This window comes from Pseudomonas sp. GD04019, from assembly GCF_029837695.1.
Lineage (GTDB): Bacteria > Pseudomonadota > Gammaproteobacteria > Pseudomonadales > Pseudomonadaceae > Aquipseudomonas.
In genome coordinates this window covers 312,755-336,778 of the sequence record NZ_JAOEEA010000004.1, presented here as the reverse complement: position 1 = coordinate 336,778, position 24,024 = coordinate 312,755, and the positions used below count along the sequence as shown (strand labels likewise).

Annotated in this window: 28 protein-coding genes; 21 read left to right on the top strand and 7 right to left on the bottom strand. The window is 66.0% G+C overall.

The features are described from left to right. Nucleotides 1–219, bottom strand: a complete 219-nt coding sequence (gene rpmE, locus N7607_RS09020; RefSeq protein WP_137973481.1) for a 50S ribosomal protein L31 — start codon at nt 217–219, stop codon at nt 1–3. Nucleotides 220–381: 162 nt separating this feature from the next. Here rpmE and N7607_RS09015 point away from each other — a divergent pair, with 162 nt between their 5' ends. The 10 genes from N7607_RS09015 to N7607_RS08970 all read left to right on the top strand — a co-directional run bounded on the left by N7607_RS09015 (nt 382) and on the right by N7607_RS08970 (nt 13,072). After that, nucleotides 382–2,601 carry a primosomal protein N' gene (locus tag N7607_RS09015; RefSeq protein ID WP_279868810.1) on the top strand — a complete coding sequence of 740 codons (2,220 nt, stop codon included), beginning with the start codon at nt 382–384 and terminating at the stop codon, nt 2,599–2,601. 79 nt (nt 2,602–2,680) lie between these two features. Continuing rightward, the gene (gene argS, locus N7607_RS09010; RefSeq protein ID WP_279868811.1) at nt 2,681–4,420 is read left to right on the top strand and encodes an arginine--tRNA ligase; all 1,740 of its coding nucleotides are present in this window, start codon (nt 2,681–2,683) and stop codon (nt 4,418–4,420) included. After that, complete coding sequence (locus tag N7607_RS09005; protein ID WP_279868812.1) at nt 4,421–5,110, top strand: SPOR domain-containing protein; 690 nt, start codon at nt 4,421–4,423, stop codon at nt 5,108–5,110. Nucleotides 5,111–5,205: 95 nt separating this feature from the next. Further along, nucleotides 5,206–5,736, top strand: coding sequence for an ATP-dependent protease subunit HslV (hslV, locus tag N7607_RS09000; RefSeq protein ID WP_192312344.1), 531 nt, complete (start codon nt 5,206–5,208; stop codon nt 5,734–5,736). 27 nt (nt 5,737–5,763) lie between these two features. Beyond that, nucleotides 5,764–7,104: an ATP-dependent protease ATPase subunit HslU gene (hslU, locus tag N7607_RS08995; RefSeq protein ID WP_279868815.1), complete on the top strand. Its 1,341-nt coding sequence runs from the start codon at nt 5,764–5,766 to the stop codon at nt 7,102–7,104. Between the two features lie 53 nt (nt 7,105–7,157). Then, a complete protein-coding gene (locus N7607_RS08990; RefSeq protein WP_279868817.1) occupies nt 7,158–7,529 on the top strand; it encodes a DUF971 domain-containing protein in 372 nt (123 codons plus the stop codon). A gap of 313 nt (nt 7,530–7,842) precedes the next feature. Continuing rightward, on the top strand, nt 7,843–9,522 hold the full coding sequence (gene phaC, locus N7607_RS08985) for a class II poly(R)-hydroxyalkanoic acid synthase (RefSeq protein WP_279868818.1): 1,680 nt from the start codon (nt 7,843–7,845) through the stop codon (nt 9,520–9,522). Between the two features lie 159 nt (nt 9,523–9,681). Continuing rightward, on the top strand, nt 9,682–10,539 hold the full coding sequence (gene phaZ, locus N7607_RS08980; protein WP_192399294.1) for a poly(3-hydroxyalkanoate) depolymerase: 858 nt from the start codon (nt 9,682–9,684) through the stop codon (nt 10,537–10,539). Nucleotides 10,540–10,696: 157 nt separating this feature from the next. Next, nucleotides 10,697–12,379 carry a class II poly(R)-hydroxyalkanoic acid synthase gene (phaC, locus tag N7607_RS08975; protein WP_279868822.1) on the top strand — a complete coding sequence of 561 codons (1,683 nt, stop codon included), beginning with the start codon at nt 10,697–10,699 and terminating at the stop codon, nt 12,377–12,379. Nucleotides 12,380–12,457: 78 nt separating this feature from the next. Further along, nucleotides 12,458–13,072 (top strand): TetR/AcrR family transcriptional regulator, encoded by a 615-nt coding sequence (locus tag N7607_RS08970; RefSeq protein WP_279868824.1) that lies wholly within the window; start codon nt 12,458–12,460, stop codon nt 13,070–13,072. Between the two features lie 79 nt (nt 13,073–13,151). On the opposite strand, the gene N7607_RS08965 is transcribed toward N7607_RS08970, so the two are convergent. The 3 genes from N7607_RS08965 to N7607_RS08955 form a co-directional block, all read right to left on the bottom strand. Further along, nucleotides 13,152–13,997 carry a phasin family protein gene (locus N7607_RS08965; protein WP_279868826.1) on the bottom strand — a complete coding sequence of 282 codons (846 nt, stop codon included), beginning with the start codon at nt 13,995–13,997 and terminating at the stop codon, nt 13,152–13,154. A gap of 10 nt (nt 13,998–14,007) precedes the next feature. Next, nucleotides 14,008–14,460: a phasin family protein gene (locus N7607_RS08960; protein WP_192399290.1), complete on the bottom strand. Its 453-nt coding sequence runs from the start codon at nt 14,458–14,460 to the stop codon at nt 14,008–14,010. 95 nt (nt 14,461–14,555) lie between these two features. Then, nucleotides 14,556–14,834 carry a polyhydroxyalkanoic acid system family protein gene (locus N7607_RS08955; protein WP_279868828.1) on the bottom strand — a complete coding sequence of 93 codons (279 nt, stop codon included), beginning with the start codon at nt 14,832–14,834 and terminating at the stop codon, nt 14,556–14,558. Nucleotides 14,835–14,949: 115 nt separating this feature from the next. Here N7607_RS08955 and ubiE point away from each other — a divergent pair, with 115 nt between their 5' ends. The 10 genes from ubiE (at nt 14,950) to N7607_RS08905 (ending at nt 21,403) form a co-directional block, all read left to right on the top strand. Continuing rightward, nucleotides 14,950–15,720, top strand: coding sequence for a bifunctional demethylmenaquinone methyltransferase/2-methoxy-6-polyprenyl-1,4-benzoquinol methylase UbiE (gene ubiE, locus N7607_RS08950; protein WP_279868829.1), 771 nt, complete (start codon nt 14,950–14,952; stop codon nt 15,718–15,720). Continuing rightward, the gene (locus N7607_RS08945; RefSeq protein WP_279868831.1) at nt 15,720–16,334 is read left to right on the top strand and encodes an SCP2 sterol-binding domain-containing protein; all 615 of its coding nucleotides are present in this window, start codon (nt 15,720–15,722) and stop codon (nt 16,332–16,334) included. Before ubiE ends, N7607_RS08945 begins: the two co-directional genes overlap by 1 nt. Further along, a complete protein-coding gene (gene ubiB, locus N7607_RS08940; protein WP_279868832.1) occupies nt 16,331–17,926 on the top strand; it encodes a ubiquinone biosynthesis regulatory protein kinase UbiB in 1,596 nt (531 codons plus the stop codon). The genes N7607_RS08945 and ubiB overlap by 4 nt, the downstream gene beginning before the upstream one ends. A 107-nt stretch (nt 17,927–18,033) precedes the next feature. After that, nucleotides 18,034–18,432: a phosphoribosyl-AMP cyclohydrolase gene (gene hisI / locus N7607_RS08935; RefSeq protein ID WP_137973496.1), complete on the top strand. Its 399-nt coding sequence runs from the start codon at nt 18,034–18,036 to the stop codon at nt 18,430–18,432. Continuing rightward, entirely contained in the window at nt 18,425–18,763 is a 339-nt protein-coding gene (locus N7607_RS08930) for a phosphoribosyl-ATP diphosphatase (protein WP_279868833.1), read from the top strand. Before hisI ends, N7607_RS08930 begins: the two co-directional genes overlap by 8 nt. Nucleotides 18,764–18,784: 21 nt before the next feature. After that, entirely contained in the window at nt 18,785–19,051 is a 267-nt protein-coding gene (locus N7607_RS08925; protein WP_279868834.1) for a twin-arginine translocase TatA/TatE family subunit, read from the top strand. Between the two features lie 3 nt (nt 19,052–19,054). Further along, complete coding sequence (gene tatB, locus N7607_RS08920; protein WP_279868835.1) at nt 19,055–19,429, top strand: Sec-independent protein translocase protein TatB; 375 nt, start codon at nt 19,055–19,057, stop codon at nt 19,427–19,429. Further along, nucleotides 19,426–20,199: a twin-arginine translocase subunit TatC gene (gene tatC / locus N7607_RS08915; protein WP_279868836.1), complete on the top strand. Its 774-nt coding sequence runs from the start codon at nt 19,426–19,428 to the stop codon at nt 20,197–20,199. The genes tatB and tatC overlap by 4 nt, the downstream gene beginning before the upstream one ends. Continuing rightward, nucleotides 20,196–20,903: a 16S rRNA (uracil(1498)-N(3))-methyltransferase gene (locus N7607_RS08910; protein WP_279868837.1), complete on the top strand. Its 708-nt coding sequence runs from the start codon at nt 20,196–20,198 to the stop codon at nt 20,901–20,903. Before tatC ends, N7607_RS08910 begins: the two co-directional genes overlap by 4 nt. Before the next feature lie 77 nt (nt 20,904–20,980). Continuing rightward, complete coding sequence (locus tag N7607_RS08905) at nt 20,981–21,403, top strand: UPF0158 family protein (protein ID WP_279868838.1); 423 nt, start codon at nt 20,981–20,983, stop codon at nt 21,401–21,403. 30 nt (nt 21,404–21,433) lie between these two features. On the opposite strand, the gene dtd is transcribed toward N7607_RS08905, so the two are convergent. Together dtd and pip are read right to left on the bottom strand one after the other, a co-directional pair. After that, nucleotides 21,434–21,871, bottom strand: coding sequence for a D-aminoacyl-tRNA deacylase (dtd, locus tag N7607_RS08900; protein WP_279868840.1), 438 nt, complete (start codon nt 21,869–21,871; stop codon nt 21,434–21,436). Further along, a complete protein-coding gene (gene pip / locus N7607_RS08895) occupies nt 21,868–22,839 on the bottom strand; it encodes a prolyl aminopeptidase (protein ID WP_279868842.1) in 972 nt (323 codons plus the stop codon). Before pip ends, dtd begins: the two co-directional genes overlap by 4 nt. 91 nt (nt 22,840–22,930) lie before the next feature. Between pip and N7607_RS08890 the strand changes: the two genes are divergently transcribed. Then, entirely contained in the window at nt 22,931–23,362 is a 432-nt protein-coding gene (locus tag N7607_RS08890) for a hypothetical protein (protein WP_279868843.1), read from the top strand. 66 nt (nt 23,363–23,428) lie between these two features. On the opposite strand, the gene N7607_RS08885 is transcribed toward N7607_RS08890, so the two are convergent. Continuing rightward, nucleotides 23,429–23,983, bottom strand: coding sequence for an isoprenylcysteine carboxylmethyltransferase family protein (locus N7607_RS08885; RefSeq protein WP_279868845.1), 555 nt, complete (start codon nt 23,981–23,983; stop codon nt 23,429–23,431). Between the last annotated feature and the right edge of the window lie 41 nt (nt 23,984–24,024).

The window sequence follows — 24,024 nt, the reverse complement described above, 5'->3', positions numbered from 1 at the left end:
TTATTCGGTCTTGGCGCCGAACACACCGAAACGCTGCTTGAAGCGGTCGATACGGCCGCCGGTATCCAGCATCTTCTGCTTGCCGGTATAGAACGGGTGGCACTCGGAGCACACGTCGAGGCTCATCGGCTTGCACAGGGTGGAACGGGTCTTGATCACGTTGCCACAGCTGCAGGTTGCAACCATTTCTTCGTACTGCGGATGGATATCGGCTTTCATCGTATGTTCCTCGGTTGGGTGTGCCGCCACTCAGCTCGCTGCCGAGTACCGCACGGAAATAGGCCGCGCACTATACCAGACCGCCACTGCCAGGCAAGCCGCCGCCCGGACGGGGCGACGTGCGGCCGTGCTAGCATCGCCGCTTCGATTCCGGAGCCCGCCGTGCCTGACACCATCCTGCGCCTCGCCCTGCCCTCGCCGCTGCGCCGCCTGTTCGACTACCGCGCCCCCGAGGGCGTGCCTCGTTCGATGCTGCAGCCCGGCGTACGCCTGCGCGTATCGTTCGGCCGGCGCGAGGTGATCGGCGTGCTGGTGGAACTGGCCGACAGCAGCGACGTGCCGCAGGACAAGCTCAAGCCCGCTCTGCAACTGCTCGACCGCACCCCGCCACTGCCGGCGCCGCTGTTCAAGCTGTGCCTGTGGACCGCACAGTACTACCAGCACAGCCTCGGTGACACCCTGAGCTGGGCCCTGCCGGTGCTGCTGCGCCAGGGCGAGCCGGCGGAAGTGCGCCAGGAGCGCTACTGGCACGCGACCGAAGGCGCCAGCGCCGACGACCCGCGCCTGGCCCGTGCGCCGCGCCAGCGCGAAGCGCTGCGCGCCCTGGCCCAGCATCATCACGGCGTGCCGCACGGCCTGCTGAGCAAACTGCAACTGAACAAGGACAGCCTCGACCTGCTGCTGGAAAAGGGCCTGGTCCGCGTCGAGGTACGCCGCAGCGCACCGCTGCAACGCCACGGCGGCTGGCTGGCACAACCGGAGCTGCCACTCAACGCCGAACAGCGCGCCGCCTTCAACGCCGTGCAGGCCGGCATGGGTGGCTTCGGCGCCTACCTGCTGTATGGCGTCACCGGCAGCGGCAAGACCGAGGTCTACCTGCAACTGATCCGCCACTGCCTGGAAGCCGGCAAGCAGGCACTGGTGCTGATCCCCGAGATCAACTTGGGACCGCAGACCGTCGAGCGCTTCGCCCGCCGCTTCAATGCACGCATCGCCCTGCTGCACTCCGGGGTCAACGACCGCGAGCGCCTGGACGCCTGGCTGGCCGCCCGCGACGGCGAGGCCGACATCATCATCGGCACCCGCTCCGCCCTGTTCACGCCGATGAAGAACCCGGGGCTGATCATCATCGACGAGGAACACGACGCCTCCTATAAACAGCAGGAAGGCCTGCGCTACCACGCCCGCGACCTGGCCCTGGTGCGCGCGCGCCAGGAGAACCTGCCGATCGTGCTCGGCTCGGCCACACCGTCGCTGGAGAGCCTGCACAACGCCCACGCCGGCCGCTATGCCCTGCTCAAGCTCGGCCAGCGCGCCGGCAACGCCCAGCCGCCGCGCTTCCTGCGCCTGGACGTGAAGAGCCTGCCGCTGGACTCCGGCATCTCCGGCCCGCTGCAACTGGCCATCCGCCAGACGCTGGAAGCCGGCCAGCAGGTGCTGGTGTTCCTCAACCGCCGCGGCTTCGCGCCCACCTTGCTGTGTCACGACTGCGGCTGGATCAGCCAGTGCCCGCGCTGCGACGCGCGCATGACCCTGCACCAGCGCCACAACGAACTGCGCTGCCACCACTGCGGCCACGTCGAGCGCACGCCGCGCAACTGCCCGGACTGCCAGAAGGTCGACCTGCGTCCGGTGGGTGCCGGCACAGAGCGCGCCGAGGAGCGTCTGGCCATCCTCTTTCCGCAGTTCCCGGTGCTGCGCATCGACCGCGACACCACCTCGCGCAAGGGCGCCATGGACAAGCTGTTCGCCACCATCAACAAGGGCGAACCGTGCATCCTGGTCGGCACCCAGATGCTCGCCAAAGGGCACCACTTCCCGCGGGTGACGCTAGTGGCCATCCTCGATGCCGACGGCGGCCTGTTCTCCGCGGATTTTCGCGCCAGCGAGCGTATGGCCCAGCTGATCGTCCAGGTCGCCGGGCGTGCCGGGCGTGCTGAGGAGCCGGGCAAGGTGATCATCCAGAGCCATTTGGCCGACCATCCACTGCTGGTCCAGCTCACCGAGCAGGGCTACCCGGCCTTCGCCGAACAAGCCCTGAGCGAGCGCCGCGGCGCCGGCCTGCCACCCTTTGCCCACCTCGCCCTGCTGCGCGGCGAGGCGCACAAGCCGGGCCAGGCCGAAGGCTTCCTCGATGAGGCCTGCACCTACGCCGAGCAGTTGCGCGACGAGCTGAAGCTGGCCGGCATCGAGCTGCTCGGCCCGGTGCCAGCGCCGATGGAACGCCGCGCCGGGCGCTTCCGCGCCCAGTTACTGCTGATGGCCAGCGCCCGCGTGCCGTTGCACAAACTGCTGGCTCACTGGCTGCAGATACTGGAAGCCATGCCCAGCGGCCGCGCGGTGCGCTGGTCGCTGGATGTCGACCCGATCGACCTGTTCTGACCGTCAAAGCTTGAAGCCGCGCCCCTCGGGCGCCGATAATGCACAGTTTTCGACCAGCCGCGGCCGCCCCGAGCAGACCATGAAAGACACGATTCGCCACCTGATCCAGCAAGCCCTGACCCGCCTCACCGCCGAGGGCGTGCTGCCCGAGGGCCTGAGCCCGGCCATTCAGGTGGAGAACACCAAGGACCGCAGCAACGGCGACTTCGCCAGCAACATCGCCATGATGCTGGCCAAGCCGGCCGGCATGAAGCCGCGCGACCTGGCCGAGAAACTGGTCGCCGCCCTGCCGGCCGACGCCGGTATCGCCAAGGTGGAGATCGCCGGCCCCGGCTTCCTCAACTTCTTCCAGAACAGCGACGCCCTGGCCCAGCGCCTGGAAGCCGCCCTGGCCGACGCCAAGCTCGGCGTGCGCAAGGCCGGCGAGCCGCAGCGCGTGGTGGTCGACCTTTCGGCGCCTAACCTGGCCAAGGAGATGCACGTCGGCCACCTGCGCTCGACCATCATCGGTGACGGCGTGGCGCGCGTGCTGGAGTTCCTCGGCGACAGCGTGATCCGCCAGAACCACGTCGGCGACTGGGGCACCCAGTTCGGCATGCTGCTGGCCTACATGCAGGAAAACCCGATTGCCGCGGAAAGCGAGCTGGCCGACCTGGAAGGCTTCTACCGCGCGGCCAAGAAACGCTTCGACGAGTCCGCCGAGTTCGCCGACCGCGCCCGCGAGCTGGTGGTCCAGCTGCAAGCCGGCGACGCCGAGTGCCTGCGCCTGTGGCACCGCTTCAACGACATTTCCCTGTCCCACTGCCAGGCCATCTACGACCGCCTGGGCGTGAAGCTCTCCATGGCCGACGTGAAAGGCGAGAGCGCCTACAACGACGACCTGGCCAACGTGGTCGCCGATCTGCAGGCCAAGGGCCTGCTGACCGAGGACAACGGTGCCCAGTGCGTGTTCATGGACGAGTTCAAGAACTCGGAAGGCAACCCGCTGCCGCTGATCGTGCAGAAGGCCGGCGGTGGCTACCTGTACGCCACCACCGACCTGGCCGCCACCCGCTACCGGGCCAGCGTGCTCAAGGCCGACCGCGCCCTGTACTTCGTCGACCAGCGCCAGGCCCTGCACTTCCAGATGGTCTTCGCCGCCGCGCGCCTCGCCGGCTTCGTGCCGGCCAGCATGGAGCTGGAACACATGGGCTTCGGCACCATGAACGGCCCGGACGGCAAGCCGTTCAAGACCCGCGACGGTGGCACCGTGAAGCTGGTCGAACTGCTCGACGAGGCCGAGCAGCGCGCCTACGCCCTGGTCAAGGACAAGAACCCGGAACTGGCCGAAGACGAGCTGCGTAGAATCGGCCGCGTGGTCGGCATCGCCTCGGTGAAATACGCCGACCTGTCCAAGCACCGCACCAGCGACTATCGCTTCAACTTCGAGCTGATGCTCAGCTTCGAAGGCAACACCGCGCCCTACCTGCTGTACGCCTACACCCGCGTCGCCAGCATCTTCCGCAAGCTGGGCAAGGGTGTGGCCGAGATCGGCGGGCAGATCCGCATCGAGGCAACCCAGGAGCAGGCCCTGGCCGGCAAGCTGGCACAGTTCACCGACACCCTCAACAACGTCGCCGGCAAGGGCGAGCCGCACCTGCTGTGCGCCTACCTCTATGACCTGGCCGGGCTGTTCTCCAGCTTCTACGAGAACTGCCCGATCCTCGCCGCCGAAGATGAAGCCACCCAGCAGAGCCGCCTGCGCCTTGCCACGCTGACCGGACGCACCCTCAAGCAGGGCCTGGAGCTGCTGGGCCTGGAAACCCTGGAGCGCATGTAAGTGGCGGCAGCGAAGAAGAAGCCCGCGCCCAAGCGCGGCGCCAGCCGCTACCAGGCGCCGGCGAAGAAGCCGGTGCCGGGCTGGGTATGGATGGTCTGCGGCCTGGTCATCGGCGGCTTCTTCATGTTCCTGTTCAGCCTGGAGCCGGGCCGCGACGACGTGAAGCGGGCCAAGCCCGAGGAGCAGAAGCGCGTCACCGAGCAGCAGAAGAAGCCGCAGGTGGCGCCGGAGCCGGTCAAGCCGAAGTACGACTTCTACACCCTGCTGCCGGAATCCGAGGTCATCGTACCGCCGGACGCCCTGCCGCCAGCCGACGCCGTGAAGCCGCCGGAAAGCAAACCGGTGAGCCCGGAAGAGGCAGCCAAGATCGACGCCGCCCGCGCCGAGGCCGCGCTCAATGGCGAAACGCCGCCTCCGCCGCCCGTGGTGGTAGCCAAGGCGCCGGTCACCACCCAGTTCTTCCTGCAGGCCGGGTCGTTCCGCAAGCGCGAGGACGCCGACAAGGTGCGCGCGCAGATCCTCATGCTCGGCCAGAACGTCCAGGTGGAGTCCGGCAAGGTGCGCGAGGAGACCTGGCACCGCGTGTTGGTCGGCCCCTACGCCAACCGCGAGCAACTGGCCACGGCGCAGAAGCAGCTGGCCGGCAGCGGCTTCAGCAATCTCTTGCTACAACAGCGGCAGAGCCGCTGAGCCATCAAGTTGCCCGCCTCGGTTGAAAAGCCGGGCGGGCCACCCCATCTGATCTCCATTCGGGCACATCAGCCCCGCTGCGTGGAGATTCACCCTTGACCACCATCGTTTCAGTCCGCCGCAACGGCAAAGTCGTCATGGGCGGCGACGGCCAGGTTTCCCTCGGCAACACCGTGATGAAGGGCAACGCCAAGAAGGTGCGGCGCCTCTACCACGGCCAGGTGCTGGCCGGCTTCGCTGGTGCCACCGCCGACGCCTTCACCTTGTTCGAGCGCTTCGAAGGCCAGCTGGAGAAACACCAGGGCCATCTGGTGCGCGCCGCCGTCGAGCTGGCCAAGGACTGGCGTACTGACCGCTCGCTGAGCCGCCTGGAAGCCATGCTGGCGGTCGCCAACAAGGACGCCTCGCTGATCATCACCGGCAACGGCGACGTGGTCGAACCCGAACACGGCTTGATCGCCATGGGCTCCGGCGGCGGTTTCGCCCAGGCCGCGGCCATGGCCCTGCTGCAGAAGACCGAGCTGTCCGCCCGTGAAATCACCGAGGCGGCGTTGAACATTGCCGGCTCCATCTGTGTCTTCACTAACCAGAATCTCACTATCGAAGAAGAAGACTGCGCTGAATAAGCGCAGCCTCCGCCGGAGCCAACCTGCATGTCCATGACGCCCCGCGAGATCGTTTCCGAGCTCAACCGCCACATCATCGGCCAGGACGACGCCAAGCGCGCCGTGGCCATCGCCCTGCGCAACCGCTGGCGGCGCATGCAGCTGCCGGCCGAACTGCGCCAGGAAGTGACGCCGAAGAACATCCTGATGATCGGCCCCACCGGCGTCGGCAAGACCGAGATCGCCCGCCGCCTGGCCAAGCTGGCCAACGCGCCGTTCCTCAAGGTGGAAGCGACCAAGTTCACCGAGGTCGGCTATGTCGGGCGTGACGTCGAATCGATCATCCGCGACCTGGCCGATGCCGCGCTCAAGCTGCTGCGCGAGCAGGAAGTGCAGAAGATGAGCCATCGCGCCGAGGACGCCGCCGAGGAACGCATCCTCGACGCCCTGCTGCCGCCGGCCCGCGTCGGCTTCAATGACGACCCGGCGCCGAGCCAGGACTCCAACACCCGCCAGCTGTTCCGCAAGCGCCTGCGCGAAGGCCAGCTGGACGACAAGGAGATCGACATCGAGGTGGCCGAGCAGCCGGCCGGCGTCGAGATCATGACCCCGCCGGGCATGGAGGAGATGACCAGCCAGCTGCAGAACCTGTTCTCCGGCCTGACCAAGGGCAAGAAGAAGACCCGCAAGCTCAAGGTCAAGGAAGCCTTCAAGCTGGTGCGCGACGAGGAAGCCGCGCGCCTGATCAATGAAGAGGACCTCAAGGCCCGCGCCCTGGAGGCGGTCGAGCAGCACGGCATCGTGTTCATCGACGAGATCGACAAGGTCGCCAAGCGCGCCAACGTCGGCGGCGCCGACGTGTCCCGCGAGGGCGTGCAGCGCGACCTGCTGCCGCTGATCGAGGGCTGCACGGTCAACACCAAGCTGGGCATGGTCAAGACCGACCACATCCTGTTCATCGCCTCCGGCGCCTTCCACTTGGCCAAGCCCAGCGACCTGGTGCCCGAGCTGCAGGGCCGCCTGCCGATCCGTGTCGAGCTCAAGGCCCTGTCGCCGCAGGACTTCGAGCGCATCCTCACCGAGCCGCACGCGGCGCTGACCGAGCAGTACAGCGAGCTGCTGAAGACCGAGGGACTGAATATCGAGTTCGCCGCCGACGGCATCAAGCGCATCGCCGAGATCGCCTGGCAGGTCAACGAGAAGACCGAGAACATCGGCGCCCGTCGCCTGCACACCCTGCTCGAACGCCTGCTGGAGGAAGTCTCCTTCAGCGCTGGCGACCTGGCCGGCCAGCAGAACGGCGAGCCGATCCGCATCGACGCCGCCTACGTCAACGGCCACCTCGGCGAGCTGGCGCAGGACGAAGACCTGTCGCGCTACATTCTGTAAGCGACAAGCCCGTAGCCCGGATACCATCCGGGCTACAACCCATGGAATTGAGCATGCCCATTCCCAGCGCGATCAAACTGCACAAGGTCTCGAAGACTCTGGAACTGCGCTATGGCGAGCAGAGCTACCAGCTGAGCGCCGAGCTACTGCGGGTACACTCGCCCTCGGCCGAGGTGCAGGGCCATGGCAGGCCCATCCTCCAGCACGGCAAGCAGAACGTCGGCCTGAGCCGCATCGAGCCGGCCGGCAACTACGCACTGAAACTGTGCTTCGACGACGGCCACGACAGCGGCCTGTACACCTGGGACTACCTCTACCAGCTCGCCACCCGCCAGGAGCAGCTGTGGGCCGATTACCTGGACGAACTGGCCCGCGCCGGCAAATCCCGCGACCCGAGCGAATCGGTAATCAAACTGATGCTCTAGGGCTTTTCGGCGATCCGTCATCGCCACGCTCTGTTTCGCCCCTTCCGCCATATTAGTTTCACGCCTAGAGCGCATTTTCTAATCGCGCTCGGCATACTCCCGCGCGCCGCGCAATCAGTGTTCGCGAACTTGCGCAAAAACGGAAACTCGGGTAACCAAGGAACTGGCAGGTTCCATGCATTTGCCCCGGCGAATGCGAAGAAAGCGCGGAGCTCGCTCCGCACCCGGTAAACCCGAGCAGTACCAGCCCTTCGCCCTGTGCCCTTCACACAGCTGCAGTTGGTATTCGTCTCAGGACAATGGAGCGTCGTAGATGACCCAAAAGAATAATGAAGACCTGCATCGCCAAGCCTCGGAGAACACCTTGGGTTTGAACCCGGTGATCGGCTTGCGCGGCAAGGATCTACTCACGTCTGCCCGGATGGTGCTGGCCCAGGCCATCAAGCAACCGTTCCACAGCGCCAAGCACGTTACCCACTTCGCCTTCGAACTGAAGAACGTACTGCTCGGTCAATCCGAGCTGCTCCCGGAGGACGGCGACCGCCGTTTCGCCGACCCGGCCTGGAGCCAGAACCCGCTGTATCGCCGCTACCTGCAGACCTACCTGGCCTGGCGCAAGGAACTGCACGACTGGATCGAGGACAGCAACCTCTCCGAGCAGGACACCAGCCGCGGCCACTTCGTCATCAACCTGATGACCGAGGCCATGGCGCCGACCAACAGCATGGCCAACCCGGCCGCGGTCAAACGCTTCTTCGAGACCGGCGGCAAGAGCCTGCTCGACGGCCTGTCGCACCTGGCCAAGGACATGGTCAACAACGGCGGCATGCCCAGCCAGGTGAACATGGCGGCCTTCGAGGTCGGCAAGAACCTGGCCACCAGCGAAGGCGCGGTGATCTTCCGCAACGACCTGCTGGAGCTGATCCAGTACAAGCCGACCACCGAGCAGGTGCACGAGCGCCCGCTGCTGGTGGTGCCGCCGCAGATCAACAAGTTCTACGTGTTCGACCTGTCGCCGGAGAAGAGCGTCGCCCGCTTCCTCCTGCGCAACCATGTGCAGACCTTCGTGGTGAGCTGGCGCAACCCGACCAAGGCCCAGCGCGAGTGGGGCCTGTCGACCTACATCGAGGCGCTCAAGGAAGCCATCGATGTAGTCAGCGCCATCACCGGCAGCAAGGACGTCAACATGCTCGGCGCCTGCTCCGGCGGCATCACCATCTCCTCGTTGATGGGCCACTACGCTGCCACCGGCGAGCAGAAGGTCCACTCGATGACCCTGCTGGTCAGCGTGCTCGACACCAAGCTGGACACCCAGGTCGCCCTGTTCGCCGACGAGAAGACCCTCGAGGCCGCCAAGCGTCGCTCCTACCAATCCGGCGTGCTGGAAGGCAAGGACATGGCCAAGGTCTTCGCCTGGATGCGCCCCAACGACCTGATCTGGAACTATTGGGTCAACAACTACCTGCTGGGCAACGAACCGCCGGTGTTCGACATCCTCTACTGGAACAACGACACCACGCGCCTGCCCGCCGCCCTGCACGGCGACCTGATCGAGCTGTTCAAGACCAACCCGCTGACCCGCGCCAATGCCCTGGAAGTCTGCGGCACGCCGATCGACCTCAAGCAGGTCACCAGCGACATCTACTGCGTGGCCGGCACCACCGACCACATCACCCCGTGGGAAGCCTGCTACAAGTCCTCGCTGCTGTTCGGCGGCAAGGTCGAATTCGTGTTGTCCAACAGCGGTCACATCCAGAGCATCCTCAACCCGCCGGGCAACCCCAAGGCGCGCTTCGTTACCAACAGCGAGCCGGCGGCCAATGCCCGCGAGTGGCAGGAGAAGGCCACCAAGCATGCCGATTCCTGGTGGCTGCATTGGCAACAGTGGCTGGCCGAGCGTTCGGGCAAGTTGAAGAAGGCGCCCGCGAGCCTGGGCAACAAGAGCCACACGCCAGGCGAGGCCGCACCAGGCACCTACGTACACGAACGCTGAAACACGCAACGCTGCACCTTGCGCAGTACTGCCCGCGGCACCCGGAAGTGCCGCACGCCGCAACGGCCCATGGCCCGAGCGGCGCCCGCCGCGAGGCGGGAGACTGGCGAGCGGCCTCGGAAGGTCGCTCTCCGCTGATCCATGTATAGGGCCTAGCGCATGCCGCAACCTTTTGTATTTCGCACCATCGAGCTGGACGGCCAGACCATCCGCACCGCGGTCCGCCCCGGCAGCAGCAGCCTGACGCCGCTGCTGATCTTCAACGGCATCGGCGCCAACCTGGAGCTGGTCATGCCGTTCGTACGCGCTCTCGACCCGGACTTGGAAGTGATCGCCTTCGACGTTCCCGGCGTCGGCGGCTCGTCCACCCCGAGCACGCCGTATCGCTTCCCCGGCCTGGCCAAGCTGGCCGCGCGCATGCTCGACTACCTGGACTACGGCCAGGTCAACGCCATCGGCGTGTCCTGGGGCGGCGCCCTGGCGCAGCAGTTCGCCCACGACTATCCGGAACGCTGCAAGAAGCTGGTGCTGGCCGCCACCTCGGCCGGCGCGGTGATGGTGCCGGGCAAGCCCAAGGTGCTCTGGCGCATGGCCAGCCCCAAGCGCTACATCCAGCCCTCCTACGGCGTGCACATCGCCCCGGACATCTACGGCGGCGCCTTCCGCCGCGACCCCAAGCTGGCCCTGGCCCACGCCTCCAAGGTGCGCTCGGGTGGCAAGATGGGCTACTACTGGCAGCTGTTCGCCGGCCTCGGCTGGACCAGCATCCACTGGCTGCATCGCATTCGCCAACCTACGCTGGTACTGGCCGGCGACGATGACCCGCTCATCCCGCTGGTCAACATGCGCCTGCTGGCCTGGCGCATCCCCAACTCGGAACTCCACGTGATCGACGACGGCCACCTGTTCCTCGTGACGCGCGCCGAAGCGGTGGCGCCTATCATCATGAAGTTCCTCCAGGAGGAACGGCAGCGCGCGGTCATGCATCCGCAACCGCAGCCGATTCGCAGTCACTGATCGCACAACTGTAGTGCTGCTCCGGCAGGCTCGCCTCAGGGCGACGCCAGCCGGACAAGGAAGTTTTTTCGCGCGGCAGTCTGGAATGCCCTCCGGCGCGCCTTGGTACAAGCCTTGCTGTCACTGGACGTGACAGTTCGACGACGGAGCCTGCCCCATGCGAGACAAGACTGCACCGGGATCCATGCCGGTACCCGCACACTTCATGAATGCGCAGAGCGCGATGGTCGGTGTGCGCGGCCGCGATCTGTTTTCCACATTGCGTACCCTGGCCTTTCAGGGCCTGCGCCAGCCGATGCACAGCACGCGACACCTGCTGGCGTTCGGCAAACAGCTGGGCCGGGTGATGCTCGGCGACACACCACACCAGCCCAACCCGCAGGACAGTCGCTTCGCCGATCCCACCTGGCACCTTAACCCCTTCTACCGCCGCAGCCTGCAGGCCTACCTGGCCTGGCAGAAGCAGCTCAAGGCGTGGATCGACGAGAGCGACCTGTCGCCGGACGACCGCACCCGCGCGCACTTCTTGTTCTCCTTGCTCAACGACGCCCTGGCGCCGTCCAACACCCTGCTCAATCCGCTGGCGGTCAAGGAGCTGTTCAACAGCGGCGGCAGCAGCGTGCTGCGCGGTGCGCGCCAGCTGTTCGATGACCTGCTGCACAACAACGGCATGCCGCAGCAGGTCAACAAGCGCGCCTTCGAGGTCGGCCGCAACCTGGCCATCACCCCTGGCGCGGTGGTGTTCCGCAGCGAGATGTTCGAGCTGATCCACTACAAGCCGATGAGCGAAAAGCAGTACGAGCGCCCCCTGCTGGTGGTGCCGCCGCAGATCAACAAGTTCTACATCTTCGACCTCTGCCCCGAAAAGAGCTTCGTCCAGTACTGCCTGAAGAACGGCCTGCAGGTGTTCATGATCAGCTGGCGTAACCCGGACGCACGCCATCGCGAGTGGGGCCTGTCCAGCTACGTGCAGGCCGTGGATGACGCCACCGAAGTGTGCCGCGTCATCAGTGGCAGCAAGGAGGTCAACCTGCTGGGCGCCTGCGCCGGCGGCCTGACCATCGCCGCCCTGCAGGGCCACCTGCAGGCCAAGCGCCAGCTGCGCAAGATCGGCTGTGCCACCTACATGGTCAGCCTGCTGGACAGCCAGGTGGAGAGCCCGGCGATGCTGTTCGCCGACGAGCAGACCCTGGAGTCGGCCAAGCGCCGCTCCTACCAGAGTGGCGTGCTCGACGGCCGCGACATGTCCCGGGTGTTCGCCTGGATGCGCCCCAACGATCTGATCTGGAACTATTGGGTCAACAACTACCTGATGGGCAAGGAGCCGCCGGCCTTCGACATCCTCTACTGGAACAACGACAACACGCGCCTGCCGGCCGCGCTGCACGGCGACCTGCTCGATCTGTTCAAGCACAACCCGCTGACCCGCGTCGGCGGCCTGGAGGTGTGCGGCACGCCGATCGACCTGTCCAAGGTCAACCTGGACAGCTTCAGCGTCGCCGGTATCAACGACCACATCACCCCCTGGGACACCGTATACCGCTCGGCACTGCTGCTCGGCGGCAACCGCCGCTTCATCCTGTCCAACAGCGGCCACATCCAGAGCATCCTCAACCCGCCGGGCAACCCCAAGGCTACCTACTTCGAGAACAGCAAGCTGACCAGCGACCCGCGCGCCTGGTACCACGACGCGCAGAAACACGAAGGCAGCTGGTGGCCGCAGTGGCTGGAGTGGATTCAGCAACGCTCGGGCGAACAACGCGAGACCGTATTCGGCGTCGGCAGCAACAAGTACCCGGCGATGGAAGCGGCCCCAGGCACCTACGCACACGTGCGCTGAAGCACGGCGAAAAACACTGGCCGGGCGCAAGCCCGGCCGGTTATCGTCGAGGCTCCGGCGGCCAGACAAGATCATGGAATGAAGACCCGCGACCGCATCCTCGAAACTGCCCTGCAGCTATTCAACGATCAGGGCGAGCCCAACGTCTCCACCCTCGAAATCGCCACCGAGATGGGCATCAGCCCGGGCAATCTCTATTACCACTTCCACGGCAAGGAGCCGCTGGTGATGGCGCTGTTCGAGCGCTTCCAGGCCGAGCTGGCGCCGCTGCTCGACCCACCGCACGAAGCCGAACTGGGCGCCGAGGATTACTGGCTGTTCCTGCACCTGATCGTCGAACGCCTGGCCTCGTACCGCTTCCTGTTCCAGGACCTGTCCAACCTCTCCGGCCGCCTGCCCAAACTGGCCCGCGGCATCCGCCAGTGGCTGAACCAGCTCAAGCGCACCCTGGCCAGCCTGCTGGCCCGCCTCAAGGCCCTGGGCCAGCTGCGCAGCGATACCGAGGCGCTGGGCCAGCTGGTCGAGCAGATCACCCTGACCCTGCTTTTCTCCCTCGACTACCAGCGCATCCTGGGCGCCACTGGCGAAGTGCGCCTGGTGGTGTTCCAGATCATGATGTTGGTCGCCCCGCACCTGGCCGACGAGTCGCGCCACGCCGCCGAGCGCATCGCTCACCGTTATCTCGATGCCTGAAGCGTCCTCACAGCATTTTCCCTGCCCCTGAAATGGAAACGCCCGGCACTGGGCCGGGCGTTTGTGCATCCTGAGGGAATCAGGACGGAGTGGCGGGCGTTGCCGGTGCCGCGGCCGGAGCCGGGGTAGCAGCCGGGGCCGGCGCCGGAGTGGCGGGCTTGGCCGCGACCGGTTTGGCGGCCGGCTTCGGCGCGGCGGCTTTCTTCACCGCAGGCTTCTTCGCGGCAGCCGGCTTGGCGGCCGGTTTTGCAGCGGGCTTGGCTGCAGCCGGTTTCGCCGCAGGCTTGGCAGCTGGTTTGGCAGCAGCCTTGGTCGCAGGCTTCGCAGCCGGTTTGGCGGCAGCTTTGGCAGCGGGCTTGGCGGCCGGTTTAGCGGCGGCCTTGGCAGCTGGCTTAGCAGCAGGTTTGGCTGCCGGCTTGGCGGCGGCTTTGGCGACCGGCTTGACCGACTTCACCGATACACCGGTGAGCTTCTCGATCTGCTTGGTCAGACTGTCGACCTTGGTCTGCAGCGATTTCACTTCGTTGCGGCTAGGCACGCCCAGACGGGAGATGGCGCTGTTCAGACGCTTGTCGAAAGCCTCTTCCAGCTCGCTCCATTTGCCGATGGCCTTGCCTTTGACTTCGTCGACTTTCGACTTGGCCGAACCGACGGTGCTGCCGACGCTGGACTTGACCACACCCAGTTGCTTGTCAACTTCGGTCTTGGCTTTCTTCTCGGCCTTCTCGCCGTCCTTGACCAGGCCATCGAACAGCTTGTTGCCGTCGTTGCTGATCTTGGAATAGGCGCCGAGGCCGGCCAGCCAGATCTGGCGCGAGTACTTCTCGATCTCGCCGATCCAGGAGTTGCTTTCCTTCTTGGCAGCCGGTTTTTTCACTGCCGGTTTAGCCGCCGATTTTGCAGCGGTAGGTTTCTTAACAGCCATCCTGCTCTCCTTATTGGGTACGCGCCACTCGCTCAAGCAAAGCATTCAACTCGTCCAGCTTAGCAGAGAGTGCCTCAACATCCTGCTTGGAGGGAATACCCAGACGGTTCAGAGCGCTGGCTACACGATTGTCGAAGGCCTTTTCGATCTTGTCGAATTGCACTTCGACCTTGCCTTTGACTTCGGAGACGCTGCTCTTGACGCTTTTGAGTTGGGACTCGATCTGGCTATTGGCGGCATCGACCTGCTCGTTGACCAGTTTCTTGCCCTGCTTCTCGACGCCTTCGCCGGCCTTGACCAGCTCCTTGAAGTAGTCGGCGCCCTCGGCGCCGGCCTTGGCGTAGGCACCCAGACCGGCCAGCCAGACCTTGCGGGCATAGGCTTTGACGTCGGTCAGAACGGTGAGTTTGTCTTCGACTTTCTCGACTGCGACTTTCTTCTTCGCGGCAACTTTAGTGGCCATGGTGCACCTCTTGCTCAAAGTGATGGACTGGTCGTCCTTGCCAGGACTTGAGCGCAAGGTAGTGAAGAAAATTAGAAATCACATACTAGGGGCCATCAGGCCTGCAGATGCTTGTCGAGGGTCTGCTCGATCTCGCGCTTGATGGTGCCACCCAGGGCGGACAGCAGCAGACCCAGCTTGAGTTCCACGCGCACGCTGGAATCGCCCACCGCGATGGTGCCGTCGGCGCCGCTGCGCTTGAACTCCAGGGTGTCGCCGTTCCAGCGGTACTTCACGTCGTACTCGCTGGCCAGGCGCTGGGCCAGCGCCTCGGCCTTCTCGCGTGCGACGGCCAGGCCGAGGGAATGGGTGCGTTCGACGGTGATGCGAGACATGCGCGACTCCTGCTGCGACCTTGTGTCACGCGACTATATCAGCTCCGCCCGGCGCCAAGACAAAGGCCGGCCACGGGTTTAGAATGGCCGCCACTTCGATTCAGGTGACGGCGACATGAACGACCCGCGCAAGGCCCCAGAGCAGGAACAGACCACCCACTTCGGCTTCCAGGATGTGCCGGAAAGCCAGAAGGCGGAGAAGGTGGCGGAAGTCTTCCACTCGGTGGCGGCCAAGTACGACCTGATGAACGACGTGCTCTCCGGCGGCCTGCACCGCCTGTGGAAGCGCTTCACCATCGAGCTGTCGGGCGTGCGCCCGGGCAATCGCGTGCTGGATATCGCCGGCGGCACCGGTGACCTCACCCGCAAGTTCTCCAGCCTGGTCGGCTCGACCGGTGAAGTGGTGCTGGCCGATATCAACGACTCGATGCTCAAGGTCGGTCGTGATCGCCTGCTGGACAAGGGCGTGGCCGGCAACGTGGTGTTCGTCCAGGCCGATGCCGAGAAGCTGCCGTTCCCGGACAACCATTTCGACGTGGTCACCATCGCCTTCGGCCTGCGCAACGTCACCCACAAGGAAGACGCCCTGCGCTCCATGCTGCGCGTGCTCAAGCCGGGCGGCCGCCTGCTGGTGCTGGAATTCTCCAAGCCCGGCAACCCGCTACTGGCCAAGGTCTACGACACCTACTCGTTCAGCTTCATGCCGCTGGCCGGCAAGCTGATCACCAACGACGCCGACAGCTACCGCTACCTGGCCGAATCGATCCGCATGCACCCGGATCAGGAAACCCTCAAGGCCATGATGGTCGAGGCCGGTTTCGAGCGCGTCACCTACCACAACATGACCGGCGGCATCGTCGCCCTGCACCGCGGTATCAAACCCTGATGCTGACCCAGGCGCTGCTGGCCGGCGTCGAGCTCGGCCTCAACCGCGTGCTGCGGATGGACAGCACCGCGCTGCCGCGCCTGGCCCGGCTGGAAGGCACGGTGATCGAAGTCGACTGCCAGAGTCCGGCACTCAAACTGTTCATCCTGCCCAGCGAGGACGGCCTGCAACTCGCCGGCCAGTGGGGCGATGCCGACTGCACCCTCAGCGCCCCGGCCAGCAGCCTGCTGCGCCTGGCCCTGGCCAAGGACAAGACCGCCATCCTGCACCGCCCTGAAGTCAGCCTGAGTGGCGAAAGTGCCGTGCTGCTGGAACTGGCCGGCATCCTCCAGGACCTGGAGCTGGACTGGGAATACGAGCTGTCACGCTGGCTCGGCCCGATCGGCAGCACGCTGCTCGCCGGCCACCTGCGCAGCCGCGTGAATTGGGCAGGCGACAGTCTGGACAGCCTGCGCCAGACCCTCTCCGACTACCTGGCCGAGGAGTCGCGCAGCCTGGTCGGCGAGCGCGAAGCCCAAGCCCGCTTTACCGAACTGGACGACCTCAAGCTCGCCCTCGACCGCCTCGACGCCCGCCTCGAGTGCCTCGCCAGAAGAATGAAACCCGACGCATGAAGCTGCTCGCCACCCGCCGCCTGCTGCGCATCCTGCGCGTGGTCATCCGCTACCGCCTGGACGACCTGCTGCTGAACCTGCCGCTGCCCACCTGGATGCGCGCCCTGCGCTTCGCCCTGCCCTGGCGCTGGTTGCCACGACGCAAGCTCGAACTGAGTCGTGGCGAGGCCCTGCGCCTGGCCCTGGAAGACCTAGGCCCGATCTTCATCAAGTTCGGCCAGCTGCTCTCAACCCGCCGAGACCTGCTGCCGCCGGACGTCGCCGACGAGCTGGCGCGCCTGCAGGATCAGGTGCCGCCGTTCGACCCCGAGCACGCCGTGGAGCGCATCGAGCAGCAGCTCGGCGCCAAGGTCGGCGAAGTCTTCGCCCGCTTCGACGTGCAGCCGCTGGCCTCCGCCTCCATCGCCCAGGTACACGCCGCACAGCTGAAGAGCGGCGAGGAAGTGGTGGTCAAGGTGATCCGCCCCAACCTGCGGCCGATCATCCGTTCCGACCTGGCCTGGCTGTTCCTCGCCGCGCGCATCGCCGAGAAGGCCTCGGCCGACGCCCGCCGCCTGCGCCCGGTGGAAGTGGTCTCGGACTACGAGAAAACCATCTACGACGAGCTCGACCTGCTGCGCGAGGCGGCCAACGCCAGCCAGCTGCGGCGTAACTTCGAAGGCTCCGAACTGCTCTATGTGCCGCAGGTGTACTGGGACTGGTGCCGGCCCAAGGTACTGGTGATGGAGCGCATCTACGGCGTACCGGTCACCGACATGGCGGTGCTCGCCGACCAGCGTACCAACATGAAACTGCTGGCCGAGCGCGGCGTGGAGATCTTCTTCACTCAGGTGTTCCGCGACAGCTTCTTCCATGCCGACATGCACCCCGGCAACATCTTCGTCGCCACCCGCACGCCGTGGAGCCCGCAGTACATCGCCATCGACTGCGGCATCGTCGGCAGCCTGACCGCCGAGGATCAGGACTACCTGGCGCGCAACCTGCTGGCCTTCTTCAAGCGCGACTACCGCAAGGTCGCGCAGCTGCACATCGATTCCGGCTGGGTGCCGGCGGAGACACGGGTCAACGACTTCGAGGCGGCCATCCGCACCGTGTGCGAGCCGATCTTCGAGAAGCCGCTGAAGGACATCTCCTTCGGCCAGCTGCTGCTGCGCCTGTTCCAGACCGCGCGGCGCTTCAATATGGAAGTGCAGCCGCAACTGGTGCTGCTGCAGAAGACCCTGCTCAACATCGAGGGCCTCGGTCGCCAGCTGTACCCGGACCTGGACCTGTGGAGCACCGCGCAGCCGTTCCTCGAACGCTGGATGCGCGAGCGCGTCAGCCCGCGCAACCTGCTGCACAACCTGCAGAGCCAGGCCGAACAGGTGCCGCACTTCGCCAACATGGCCCGCGACCTGCTCGAACGCATGAGCCAGCCGCACGCCAGCGACCCGCCACCGCCGTGGCGCGAGCAGCGTGACCGCTGGCCGCTGCGTCTGCTCGGCGCGGCCCTGGTCGCCGGTGGCGTCAGCCAGGGCCTGGCCCTGGTACCGACCGCCTGGGCGGCCTGGCTCAGCCTCGCAGCCGGGCTGGCGCTGATCCTGCGCCGATAGCCAGTATCGCGCCCGACTGGCACACTGGCTCTTTCAAGCACCAGCAGGGTGCACCACCGGCGCGACGCCCGCGCCACCGAAGTGCCCGGAAACGGGCGGATTGAGAAATGACCGACTGGCTCGACGAAATTCGCTGGAACGAGGATGGCCTGGTCCCGGCCATCGCCCAGGACCACAAGACCGGCCGCGTGCTGATGATGGCCTGGATGAACCGCGAGGCCCTGACCCTCACCGCCGCCGAACAGCGCGCCATCTACTGGTCACGTTCGCGTGGCAAGCTGTGGCGCAAGGGCGAAGACTCCGGCCATGTACAGAAGCTGCACGAGCTGCGCCTGGACTGCGACGCCGACGTGATCATCCTGCTGGTCGAGCAGATCGGCGGCATTGCCTGCCACACCGGGCGTGAAAGTTGCTTTTATCGGGTCTGGGAAGATGGTGCGTGGCACAGCGTCGATCCGGTACTGAAAGACCCGCATGCCATCTACCAGGGACACAAGCATGAGTGACACCCTCACCCGCCTGGCCGCAGTGCTGGAGGCGCGCAAAGGTGCGGCGCCGGACAGCTCCTACGTGGCCAGCCTGTATCACAAGGGCCTGAACAAGATTCTGGAAAAGGTCGGCGAAGAGTCGGTCGAGACCATTCTTGCGGCCAAGGACGCTGCCAGCAGCGGTGACTGCAGCGACCTGATCTACGAAACCGCCGACCTCTGGTTCCACAGCCTGGTCATGCTCGCCGCCCTCGGCCAGCACCCGCAGGCCGTGCTGGACGAGCTGGACCGGCGTTTCGGCCTTTCCGGGCACGACGAGAAAGCGGCGCGCCCCACTACTTCCGACTGATCATTTTTCGAGGACTGATGCATGGGCATTTTCGACTGGAAACACTGGGTAGTCATTCTGATCGTGGTGGTGCTGGTGTTCGGCACCAAGCGCCTGAAGAACCTCGGCTCCGACCTGGGCGAAACCATCAAGGGCTTCCGCAAGGCGATGAACACCGAGGATGACAAGCCCGCCGAAGCGCAGCCGCAGGCACCGGTACAGCCCACCGCCAGCACCGACGTGCAGCACAAGCCGCAGACCATCGACGCCCAGGCTCAGCGAGTCGAAGAGCCGGCGCGCAAGGACTGACAGGTGTTCGATATCGGCTTCTCCGAGCTGCTGCTGGTCGGGCTGGTGGCGCTGATCGTCTTCGGCCCCGAGCGCCTGCCCGGCGCGGCGCGCACCGCCGGCCTGTGGATCGGCCGGCTGAAGCGCAGCTTCGGCGCGATCAAGGCGGAAGTGGAACGCGAGATGGGCGCCGACGAGATCCGTCGTCAGCTGCACAACGAGCAGATCCTGCAGATGGAGCGCGAGCTCAAGCAGTCGATCCAGCCACCGGCAGCGCCTGTCGCCCCCGTGCAGGCGACGCAGCCCGAGGCTGAGGCGGCCGTCACCGCAACGACCAGCGCCCCCGCCACTCCACCGGCCCCTTCCCCAGCCAATCCAGAGCCGCCGCGCCAACCATGACCGAACAGAACAGCGAGATGCCCCTGGTAGCGCACCTCACCGAGCTGCGCTCGCGCCTGCTGCGCTGCGTGATCGCCATCTTCATCGTCTTCGCCGGGCTGTTCTACTTCGCCCAGGACATCTACACCTTCGTCTCGGCGCCGCTGCGCGCCTACCTGCCGGAAGGCGCGACGATGATCGCCACCGGCGTCGCCTCGCCCTTCCTCACCCCGTTCAAGCTGACCGCCTGGTGCTCGCTGTTCCTCGCCGTGCCGATCATCCTGCACCAGGTTTGGGGCTTCATCGCGCCGGGGCTGTACAAGCACGAGAAGCGCATCGCCATGCCACTGCTGGTCTCCAGCATCTTCCTGTTCTATGGCGGCATGGCCTTCGCCTACTTCCTGGTGTTCCCGCTGATGTTCCACTTCTTCGCCAGCGTGACTCCGGACGGGGTGGCGATGATGACCGACATCAACGAGTACCTGGACTTCGTCCTGACCCTGTTCTTCGCCTTCGGCGTGGCCTTCGAGATCCCGGTGGCCACCTTCCTGGTGCTGTGGGTCGGCATCGTCGACATCGACACCCTGAAGAAGAGCCGCCCCTACGTGATCGTCGGCTGCTTCGTGGTCGGCATGATCCTCACCCCGCCGGACATCTTCTCGCAGACCCTGCTGGCCGTGCCCATGTGGCTGCTGTTCGAGGTCGGCCTGTTCTTCGGCGGCCTAGTACGCAAGCGCAGCGACCACGACGAAGTCGAGTCCGACGACCAGCCGCCCGCGCCGCTGCAATGAACCTGCTGCTGCTGGAAGACGCCGACTTCGTCGCGGCCGATCGCGCCGTGCTAGAAGGCCGCCGCCTCAAGCACCTGCACGAGGTGCATCGTGCCGAGGCCGGCGACCAGCTACGTGTCGGCCGCCTCGGCGGCGCCATGGGTCGCGGCACCCTCTTCGCACTGGATGAGCAACACGCCGAGCTGCGAGTGGAGCTGGAACAGCCGCCCCCGGCCAAACTGCCGCTGACCCTGCTGCTGGCCCTGCCACGCCCGAAAATGCTCAAGCGCGTGCTGCAGACAGTGGCCGCCATGGGCGTGCCACGCCTGGTCCTGCTCAACAGCTACCGGGTAGAAAAGAGCTTCTGGCAGACGCCCTTCCTTGAACCCGAAGCCATCCGCGAACAGCTGATCCTCGGCCTGGAGCAGGCGCGCGATACGGTGCTGCCCGAGGTGACCATCGAGAGGCGCTTCAAGCCCTTCGTCGAAGATCGCCTGCCGCAGATCGCCGCCGGTACCCTGGGCCTGGTCGGCCACCCCGGCGACTACCCGGCCTGCCCACGCGCGCTCAGCGAAGCGGTGACCCTGGCCATCGGCCCGGAAGGCGGCTGGATTCCCTACGAGGTGGAGAAGCTGGGCGAGGCAGGTCTTGCGCCGGTGCAGTTGGGTGAGCGCATCCTGCGCGTGGAAACGGCGGTGACGGCGCTGCTGGCCCGCCTGTTCTGAGCGACCGCACAAGCGTTGTTGTTCTGAAACAGTGGCCGGCTTAGGCTGACAACATCCTCAGCCGTCGAGAGCCGATCATGCGCCCACTGACCATCGATCTGGACCAACTGGCCTGCGCCCTCAACACCGAGGGCCTCGATCACTACCTCGACCTGCTCAGCGGCAAGGTGCTGCTGATCCCCGAAGAAGACGCCGACCCGGAGCTGGAAACCCTGCTGCGCGACGATCCGGAGCGGTTTCTACTGATCGAGCCGCTGGGCCAGCAGGATGGCCTGGAGCTGATGCGCGAATTTCTCGCCGAGGTCATCCACCCACACGCCTACGGCGAACTGGAGCAGGCCCTGGAGGGCCGCCGCCCGGCACGCACCTTCATCCACGCACTGATGCAGTACCCGGCGCTGCTACAGACCTGGCAGCGCTTCGAGGCCGAACGCCTGCGCGAGCTGGCGCAGGACTGGCTGGAAGAGAACGAGCTGCAGCCGGCCAGGCCGCTGCACTGATGGTCGGCACGCCTTACAGCGGCGGCAGGGTCAGATCTCGAGCAGGAAGGTCACCGGGCCGTCATTGACCAGATGCACCTGCATGTCGGCGCCGAAGCGGCCGCTGGCAACCTGCGGGTGCTGCTCGCGGGCCAATGTCACCAGTTGCTCGAACAGGACCAGGCCCTGAGCCGGCGGCGCCGCGCTGGAGAAGCTCGGGCGCAGGCCGCTCTTGGTGTCGGCCGCCAGGGTGAACTGCGAGACCAGCAGCAGGCCGCCGTTCACGTCCTTGAGCGACAGGTTCATCTTGCCGTCGGCGTCGGAGAACACCCGGTAGTTGAGCAGGCGCTGCAGGCCCTTGGCGAGAATCGCTGCATCGTCCTGCGGCTCGATGCCGACCAGCGCCAGCAGGCCCTGGTCGATGGCGCCGACTATCTCGCCCTCGACTTCGACGCGGGCGCCACGAACCCGCTGGATCAGCAGCTTCACGCGTCTTCCAGGGGCAAGTCGAGCAGGCGCCGGGCCATCTGGTCGGCGGCGCGCACCAGCGCATCGGTGATGCCCGGTTCGGCAGCGGCGTGGCCGGCGTCGCGGATGATCTGCAGCTCGCTGTTCGGCCAGGCCTGGTGCAGCGCCCAGGCGTTGTCCAGCGGGCAGATCACGTCATAGCGGCCGTGCACGATCACGCCCGGCAGGTGGGCGATCTTCGGCATGTCGCGCAGCAGCTGGTCTTCCTCGAGGAAGGCCTTGTTGACGAAGTAGTGGCTCTCGATGCGGGCGATCGACAGGGCGCGGTGCGGCTCGGTGAAACGGTCGACCACCTGCGGGTTGGGCCGCAGGGTGGCGGTACGCCCCTCCCAGCACGACCAGGCCTTGGCCGCATGCATCTGGGCGATCTGGTCGGGGCCGGTGAGGCGCTTGTAGAAGGCCTGCATCAGGTCGCCGCGCTCCTCGGCCGGGATCGGCGCCAGGTAGTCCTCCCAGTAATCGGGGAACAGGCGGCTGGCGCCCTCCTGGTAGAACCAGTCGAACTCCTGCGGGCGGCAGAGGAAGATGCCGCGCAGGATCAGCGCATGCACCCGATCGGGATGGGTCTGGGCGTAGGCCAGTGACAGGGTCGAGCCCCAGGAGCCGCCGAACAGCACCCACTTGTCGATGCCCAGGTGCTCGCGGATGCGCTCCATGTCCGCCACCAGGCTCCAGGTGTCGTTGCCCTCCAGGCTGGCATGCGGGGTCGAGCGACCGCAGCCGCGCTGATCGAAGGTGACGATGCGATACAGGTTGGGATCGAAGTAGCGGCGGCTGGCGGCGTCGCAGCCGGCGCCCGGGCCACCGTGCACGAACAGCACCGGCAGGCCGTCCGGAGAGCCGCTCTCGTCCACGTAGAGAACGTGCGGTTCCTCCACCACCAGCTCATGGCGGGCGTAGGGTTTGATCTCCGGATACAAAGTCAGCATGGCGCACTCCCGAGTCTGTGCGTAAGTTCCCTATGACCGTCTGCCGACGGCCAGCCGTGCCGGCATCATAACCATGAAAAGGACCTTGAACATGACTGCAGCGCGATTAATCCCCGCTTTTCTGCTGATCTGTACCCTGCTCGCCGGCTGCACGCCAAGCGATCCGCAGGCCGCACTGGAGGCCGCCGTTCAGCAGTTGCAGGACAACCTGGAAGCCAAGAACACCGGCGATGTCATGGAGCAGCTGCATCCGCAGTTCAGCGCCCAGCAGCAATACGACCGCACCTGGGCGCAGCGCACCATGGCCATGTTGTTCCTACGCCACAAGCAGGTGCGGGTGATTGCCATCGGCACCAGCAGCGAAGTCGACCCGACCTACAGCGAAAAGGGGCACACCCGCGCCGAGGTGGCGGTGACCGGCGCCGAGGGACTGATCCCGGACAGCGCCCGACACTACAGCGTCAAGCTGGAGTGGTGGCTGGAAGACGGCGAGTGGAAGCTGGCGCGGCTGAATTGGGAGTAGCCCTAGGGCGGGTGACGCCCGCGTTTCCGCATAGGACCAACGCGGGTGTCACCCGCCCTACGCCTGTTAGAACAGGTAGGGGATGAACATCCGGCTACGGCCCATATACGCACGGTAGTCCTCGCCGAAGTAGGCCAGGCACTCGGCCTCGTCACGCCGCGCTGCCAGGTACAGCAGCACGCTGGCGACCAGGGCCAGCGCCAGGGTGACGGCGTGCAAGTCCTTCCAAGCAATGCCCCAGGTCAGCAGCAGCAACGAGCAGAACAGCGGGTGGCGGATAAAGCGATAGATGCCACCGGTGACCAACTGCGAGGTGCGCTCGAAGGCGTACAGCTCGTCATCCTGGCGCTGTTCGCTGGGCCGACCATCGCGGCGCAGCTGATAGAGGCCGCAGAACAGCACGCTCAGCGAGGCGAACAGGAATACCCAGGAGATCTTCTGATGCAGCGCGTAGCGATCCTCGAACCAGACCGGCGCGTTGAGCACCAGCAGGCCGAGCATCGCCTCCCAGGCGAGGAAGCGATAGAAGCCGTGGGAACGGGTGTTCTTCAGCGCGCGCCAGGAGATGCCCAGCAGCACCAGTGAGCCCAGCACAAACCCCGCCACCTGCAGCCACGCCATCCTTTTCTCCTCCGTCTGCCGCTTCGCCAGAGCCGTCCAGG